6 protein-coding genes and 3 pseudogenes are annotated in these 6,395 nt (G+C 38.8%); 8 read left to right on the top strand and 1 reads right to left on the bottom strand.

Annotation, left to right across the window (positions count from 1 at the left end):
- Positions 1 to 133: pseudogene (locus BZK24_RS09115) on the top strand (ABC transporter substrate-binding protein); the annotation flags it as partial.
- 10 nt (positions 134 to 143) lie between these two features.
- Here the strand turns inward: BZK24_RS09115 and BZK24_RS06300 are convergent.
- A complete protein-coding gene (locus BZK24_RS06300) occupies positions 144 to 1,310 on the bottom strand; it encodes an FtsW/RodA/SpoVE family cell cycle protein (RefSeq protein WP_077656911.1) in 1,167 nt (388 codons plus the stop codon).
- A 204-nt stretch (positions 1,311 to 1,514) separates the two neighbouring features.
- Here BZK24_RS06300 and flgB point away from each other — a divergent pair, with 204 nt between their 5' ends.
- The 7 genes and pseudogenes from flgB to BZK24_RS06265 form a co-directional block, all read left to right on the top strand.
- Positions 1,515 to 1,937, top strand: a complete 423-nt coding sequence (gene flgB, locus BZK24_RS06295; protein ID WP_077656912.1) for a flagellar basal body rod protein FlgB — start codon at positions 1,515 to 1,517, stop codon at positions 1,935 to 1,937.
- Positions 1,938 to 1,949: 12 nt separating this feature from the next.
- Positions 1,950 to 2,435: a flagellar basal body rod protein FlgC gene (gene flgC / locus BZK24_RS06290; RefSeq protein WP_000480093.1), complete on the top strand. Its 486-nt coding sequence runs from the start codon at positions 1,950 to 1,952 to the stop codon at positions 2,433 to 2,435.
- Between the two features lie 127 nt (positions 2,436 to 2,562).
- Complete coding sequence (fliE, locus tag BZK24_RS06285; protein ID WP_001147918.1) at positions 2,563 to 2,892, top strand: flagellar hook-basal body complex protein FliE; 330 nt, start codon at positions 2,563 to 2,565, stop codon at positions 2,890 to 2,892.
- Between the two features lie 23 nt (positions 2,893 to 2,915).
- A complete protein-coding gene (locus BZK24_RS06280) occupies positions 2,916 to 3,041 on the top strand; it encodes a transcriptional regulator (RefSeq protein WP_077645380.1) in 126 nt (41 codons plus the stop codon).
- A gap of 6 nt (positions 3,042 to 3,047) precedes the next feature.
- On the top strand, positions 3,048 to 4,895 hold the full coding sequence (locus BZK24_RS06275) for a peptidoglycan D,D-transpeptidase FtsI family protein (protein ID WP_077656910.1): 1,848 nt from the start codon (positions 3,048 to 3,050) through the stop codon (positions 4,893 to 4,895).
- 78 nt (positions 4,896 to 4,973) lie between these two features.
- Positions 4,974 to 6,063 (top strand): annotated as a pseudogene (locus tag BZK24_RS06270) (AAA family ATPase).
- Positions 6,063 to 6,347 (top strand): annotated as a pseudogene (locus BZK24_RS06265) (DUF3226 domain-containing protein); the annotation flags it as partial. The pseudogenes BZK24_RS06270 and BZK24_RS06265, both read left to right, overlap by 1 nt.
- Positions 6,348 to 6,395 lie beyond the last annotated feature (48 nt).

Here is a 6,395-nt window from a genome sequence, read left to right as displayed (position 1 = left end):
AAGCTTATTTATCGCTTTAAAAGCCCACCCTGAAGCGTTTAAGGGCGTGGATATTAATGCGTTTGTTAAAGACTACTATAAAGTGGTTTTTGATTTGAAGGATGCAGAAATTGAGCCTTTTTTATGGCATTGATTTTTAATTTTTAGCCCTTCGTGTATCGTGCTAGGCTTAAAACAAGCCCTATAGCGATACAATTCGCTAAAAGCGAACTCCCTCCATAGCTCAAAAACGGCACCGCTAGACCTTTAACCGGAAAAATCCCTCCCACCCCAAAGGCGTTGATCACCAAAGAAAAACTAATAAGCAGCACCACGCCCACGCAAAATAGCGAATATTTTGGCTCTTTCAAGCGGTTAGCGATCCTAAAAATCAAAACAATCAAAACAGAAAACAAAATGAAACAAACGCATAGCCCCAAAAACCCCCATTCTTCGGCGATCCCAGCTAGAACCATATCCGTATGCACTTCGCTCAAAAACCCAAGCTTGATTTGCCCAAGCCCAAGCCCTTGCCCAAACAACCCCCCATTATGCATGGCGTTGCCTGCATGAAAGACTTGATAGGATTCGGGCAAGTCGCTTATTCTAAGAGCGTTCGCTAATTTATCCGGCAAAAGCGTGAAAAGCGAATTTTGCAAATTAGACCACCATAATTTCAGGCGCAAAATCCTATGCTCGCTTGTAACAATCGCTAAAACGCTGATCGCAAACGCCCCTGAAATAATCAAGCCAAACAAATGCACGCTCCCCCCAGAAAAAACCAACAACACCGCTAAAACCACCCCCAAAAGAACGATCTGCCCCAAATCGTTTTGCAAAACCCCTACCCCAATCGCTAAGGCTACAAACACCACCGAATAAGGCACAAAAGTGATCAGTTCTTCTTTAACATTAGCCTTTTCTTTTGCCACAAAGGTGCGGGACAAACTCCACGCAAGAAAAAAGGTGAAACCAATCTTTAAAAACTCCAAAGGCGCTAGAGAGAAAAACCCCAAACGAATCCATCGCTTCGCCCCCCCAGCACTGCTAGAAAGGCTTTCTGGCAAAAAAAACATGCCAATAATGAGTAATGGTGGGATAAAAAGAAGAAAAAACCCCAAACGGCTAAACCACTTGCTAGGATCAACCCTAGACAACCCCCACATGATGACAATCCCTATGATCGCGCTTAAAAGCTGGCGTATGAAAAAATGGAATTCCCCATAATGATACAGCACTACTGTGGTGTAAGTTGAGAGCGAATAGCTCATCAATACCCCCAAAAAAATCAATAGCGAAGCGCAAAAAAACAGGTTTCTGTCTGTAGTCATTAGGATTTCCTTATTTTGGTTTTTTGAATAGGCGTTCTCTTAAGGTATTTTAGGGGTATTTTACACTATAATGGCTCTGAATTGGCTTATCGCTCAAGCTTAAGCATGCTTTGAAATTGATCGCATTCTTTGATGAGAAGCGGGCTGATTTTGGAATGTTTTTTGCATGCTTTAATTTTGCAAGGGTTTAAAAAAGGGGTTTTGATGGATTTTTCTAAAGCGTTTGGATTGGTTTATAAAGCACTAGATTATAGGGCTTTAAGGCAGGATATGATCGCTTCTAACATCGCTAATGTGGATACCCCTTTTTACAGACCAAAGGATTTGGATTTTGAAAGCGTTTTGGCGGAGAAAAAAGCGGAAATTTTTGAAAACCAATCCAGTAAAGTTTTGCCTTTAGCCCACACTAACCCTAGGCATTTAGACTTTGAAAATAGCGCTAAAGATGGGGTGAGTCTTTTTTTTAGAGATGGGCATTTGGCTAAAAATGATGGCAACAGCGTGGATTTAGACATAGAAACGAGTGAAATGGGCAAGAACTCTACCATGTATTTAGCCTTGAGTTCAGCCTTAAAAAAGTATCGAGGCGTGATCAATTACGCCATTGATTCCAGTAAGAATTTATAGTTAAGGGAAAGCATGTTTTTATCTTCTTTTGATATTAGCGGTTATGGTTTGTCCGCCCAACGCTTAAGGGCTAATTTGATTTCTTCTAATATCGCTAACGCTAACACCACGCGTACGAGTGAAGGAGGCCCTTATAGGAGGCAAGAAGCGGTGTTTAAGGCTTTTGATTTCAATGAGATTTTAAACCAAAAAATCGCCCAAAACAATCAAATTACCCCCTATGAAGACCCTTTAGATGAAGGCGATGACAATCCCTTAATCCCCATTACAAGCGTGGTGGTGGATAAGATTGTGCGCGATGATAGCGAGCCTTTGATGAAATACGATCCCAGCCACCCTGACGCTAACGCTCAAGGCTATGTGGCTTACCCCAATGTGAATGCGGTGGTTGAAATGGCAGACCTAGTGGAAGCGACTAGAGCCTATCAGGCCAATGTTGCAGCCTTTCAAAGCGCTAAAAACATGGCGCAAAACGCGATTGGCATGTTACAAACATGAACGATTTTCAACAATTTATGGTAGTATAAGGAAATTTAGGTAGTATTAGCCAAAGGTCAGTAGAATACAGAAATGAATAAGATATTTAATAGAGTTAAATTTTTAAAAAAGAGCTTAAGGAGGTTCTATGCAAGCCATACACAATGATAAAAGCTTATTGAGTCCTTTCTCTGAGCTTAACACGGACAACAGGACCAAAAGAGAAGAATCGGGTAGCACCTTTAAAGAACAAAAAGGTGGGGAGTTTTCCAAACTCTTAAAGCAATCCATCAATGAGCTTAACAACACTCAAGAGCAGTCTGATAAAGCCTTAGCGGATATGGCGACAGGGCAAATCAAAGACTTGCACCAAGCGGCTATCGCCATAGGGAAGGCTGAAACGAGCATGAAACTCATGCTTGAGGTACGCAACAAAGCGATCAGCGCTTATAAAGAGCTTTTAAGAACGCAGATCTAGTCTCTTAAGTGGCTTCTCTTTAAATGATCGCTTGGTCTTTTTTAAAGAGAGGGTTTGTTGTTGCTGCACCCCATTTTAACGGATTTTACCATCAAAAATTCATGTTCTCATGCGTTGTGAAAATCCAACGCTACGCCATTTTCAAGTGAGCGTTCATGGATAATAAAAACATTGATCCTAGCTTCAACCCAGAGCAATTTTTAGAAACCCAAAAATACAAGGGCTCTGTTACAGCATTAATCTTTTTATTACTTTTTATCGTTTTTTTAATGGTGGCTTTTAAAAAAGTTTTTTTTGCCCAAGCCAACATGCCTAATCTAGTGATGAGCAAACAAGACACTGCGACTAGGGGGACTATCTATAGTCAAGACAACTACAGCCTGGCCGCTTCGCAAACCCTTTTCAAACTGGGCTTTGATACAAGGTTTTTAAACCCGGATAAAGAAGATTTTTTCGTTGATTTCCTCTCTATTTATAGCAATATCCCTAAAAAGTCCTTAAAAGACGCCATCAATACGAAAGGCTATATTATTCTAGCCTATGATCTCACGCCCAATATGGCCGCTAATATTAGAGACTTGAATAAGAAATTTTTAGCCTTTGGGGTTTTTCAAAATTTCAAAGACGTGCACGATAAAGTGTGGCAAAAGCAAGGGTTAAACATTGAAGTGAGTGGCGTTTCTAGGCATTACCCTTATCAAAATAGCCTAGAGCCCATCATTGGCTATGTGCAAAAACAAGAAGAAGACAAGCTCACTTTAACTACCGGTAAAAAAGGCGTTGAAAAATCTCAAAATCATTTGCTTAAAGCCCAACAAAATGGCATAAGATCAGGCAAAAGGGATGTGAGTTTTAATTTCATTCAAAACCACTCTTACACAGAGGTTGAACGGCTTGATGGCTATGAGGTGTATTTGAGTATTCCTTTAAAACTCCAAAGAGAAATTGAAACCCTATTGGATAAAACTAAAGACAAACTCAGGGCTAAAGAAATCCTGGTGGGCATTATCAACCCTAAAAGCGGGGAAATCTTATCGCTAGCTTCAAGCAAGCGCTTCAATCCTAATGCGATTAAAACCAGCGATTATGAAAGCTTGAATTTGAGCGTTGCCGAAAAGGTTTTTGAGCCAGGCAGCACGATCAAACCCATTGTTTATTCCTTGCTGTTGGATAAGAATTTGATCAACCCCAAAGAACGCATTGATTTAAACCATGGCTATTACCAATTAGGAAAATACACCATTAAAGACGACTTTATCCCCAGTAAAAAAGCCGTTGTGGAAGACGTTTTAATCCAATCTAGCAATGTGGGCATGATAAAAATTAGTAAAAATCTCAACCCAGAGGATTTCTATAACGGGCTTTTAGGCTACGGGTTTTCTCAAAAAACGGGCATTGATTTATCCTTAGAAGCCACAGGAAAGATCCCTCCTTTGTCCGCTTTCAAGCGTGAAGTGTTAAAGGGTAGCGTCTCTTATGGCTATGGGTTGAACGCGACTTTTTTGCAGCTTTTAAGGGCTTATGCGGTGTTTTCTAATGAAGGCAAATTGACTACCCCTTATTTAGTGCAACGAGAAACCGCCCCTAATGGCGATATTTACATCCCTAGCCCCAAACCCACCTATCAAGTCATTAGCCCCAAAAGTGCTAGGAAAATGAAAGAAACCTTAATCAAAGTGGTGCGTTATGGCACAGGCAAAAACGCTCAATTTGAAGGGTTATACATAGGGGGCAAAACAGGCACGGCTAGGGTTGCCAAAAACGGGAGTTACAGCGCGGAATCCTACAACAGCTCTTTTTTTGGGTTCGCTGAAGATGAAAGGCAGGTTTTTACTATCGGCGTGGTTATCTTAGGCTCGCATGGCAAGGAAGAATATTACGCTAGCAAGATTGCAGCCCCTATTTTTAAAGAAATCACCGAAATTTTAGTGCGTTACAATTATCTATCGCCCTCTATTGCGATTCAAAACGCACTCGAGAAAAACCGCTTTAAAATTAAGTAAGAATAGTAGGGTAAAATTAGCGTAACTATACCGATGATCTAGTGGCATCAATTCAAGCTAACTAAAAGGCGAATTTAAATGATTAAAAGCATAGAGATTGAAAATTACAAAAATTTTAAGCACCTTAAAATGGAAAATTTTAAACTCATCAACTTTTTTACCGGTCAAAACGATACAGGCAAAACTAATCTTTTAGAAGCCCTTTATATCAACACGGGTCTTTGTGATTCTGCTGTTCAAGTCAGTCTTCCCCCTGAACATGTGGTGCTTGTTAGTGAATTTAGGAAAATCAAGCTCAATAACGACAACCTAAAAACCTTCTTTTACCAAGAGAATACCGCTAATCCCATTAGCATCCGCACTGAGTTTGAACATGCTACTATCCCTCTTACTATCCAATACCCCTATAGCAAAGACATCAATTTGAATAGCGATGATATTCATAATGACAAACCTTATAAGCAAACCAATAACGAAGCCACAGCTCCAATTTTTCTACAATCCATCTTTTTCCCCCATGACAATGACTTATGAATTTGAAAGACAAAACTTAAGCTTAATCCATTCTAATTTAGATAAAATCGCTCAAACCTATAAAGAAAATGCGATGTTTATTCCCATAGAATTATCTATTGTTAATTCTCTTAAAGCATTGGAAAATTTACAATTAGCAAGCAAAGAAAAAGAATTGATTGAAATCCTACAATGTTTCAACCCTAATATTTTAAATGCTAATACAATAAGAAAGTCTGTCTATATCCAAATCAAAGATGAAAACACACCGCTAGAAGAAAGTCCCAAAAGGCTTTTAAATTCGTTTGGTTGGGGTTTTATCAAATTCTTTATCATGGTGAGCATTCTTATAGACAATCGTGTCAAGTATCTTTTCATTGATGAAATAGAAAGCGGTTTGCACCATACAAAAATGCAAGAGTTTTTAAAAGCTCTGTTTAAGTTAGCTCAAAAATTACAGATTCAAATTTTTGCCACCACGCACAATAAGGAATTTTTATTGAACGCTATCAACACCATGCCCAATAATGAAACGGGAGTTTTTAAAGATATAGCCTTGTTTGAGCTTGAAAAAGAAAGCGCTTCTGGCTTTATCAGACACAGCTATTCTATGCTAGAAGAAGCGCTCCATGAGGGCATGGAGGTTAGAGGCTAATGAGAAAAAAAATCGTTTATGTGGAGGGCGAATCAGATAAAATCTTTTTAACGCTTTTAAACAAAGTCAAAAATTTATGCATTGATGGTATCGTTAGTTGTAAGAGCAATACCAAGCTTTTTAAAAAAGCAGAGAGTATTAAAGAATACCTAAAAATTAAGGATATTTACATCGTTTTTGATTCAGACAACCAAACAAAAGAGACTAAAATTCAAGAAATAAAGAAACAACTCCAAAAAAAACCAACAAAAGAACATCTAACTAATACAAAAAGCATTGACAAATATAACTAATTTATGATAAAATAGCCACTTAATTAAATTAAGGAAAGT

Source organism: Helicobacter pylori, from assembly GCF_001998165.1.
Classification (GTDB): domain Bacteria; phylum Campylobacterota; class Campylobacteria; order Campylobacterales; family Helicobacteraceae; genus Helicobacter; species Helicobacter pylori_DL.
Note: the sequence above shows the minus strand (reverse complement) of the source record. Positions and strands in the feature narration are given on the sequence as shown.

What these genes read in the sequence shown, in the direction of transcription:
- flgC (WP_000480093.1), top strand. Translation starts at nt 1,950, where the DNA reads ATGTTTTTATCTTCTTTTGATATTAGCGGTTATGGTTTGTCCGCCCAA.
- BZK24_RS06300 (WP_077656911.1), bottom strand. Translation starts at nt 1,310, where the DNA reads ATGACTACAGACAGAAACCTGTTTTTTTGCGCTTCGCTATTGATTTTT.
- BZK24_RS06280 (WP_077645380.1), top strand. Translation starts at nt 2,916, where the DNA reads ATGATCGCTTGGTCTTTTTTAAAGAGAGGGTTTGTTGTTGCTGCACCC.
- fliE (WP_001147918.1), top strand. Translation starts at nt 2,563, where the DNA reads ATGCAAGCCATACACAATGATAAAAGCTTATTGAGTCCTTTCTCTGAG.
- BZK24_RS06275 (WP_077656910.1), top strand. Translation starts at nt 3,048, where the DNA reads ATGGATAATAAAAACATTGATCCTAGCTTCAACCCAGAGCAATTTTTA.
- flgB (WP_077656912.1), top strand. Translation starts at nt 1,515, where the DNA reads ATGGATTTTTCTAAAGCGTTTGGATTGGTTTATAAAGCACTAGATTAT.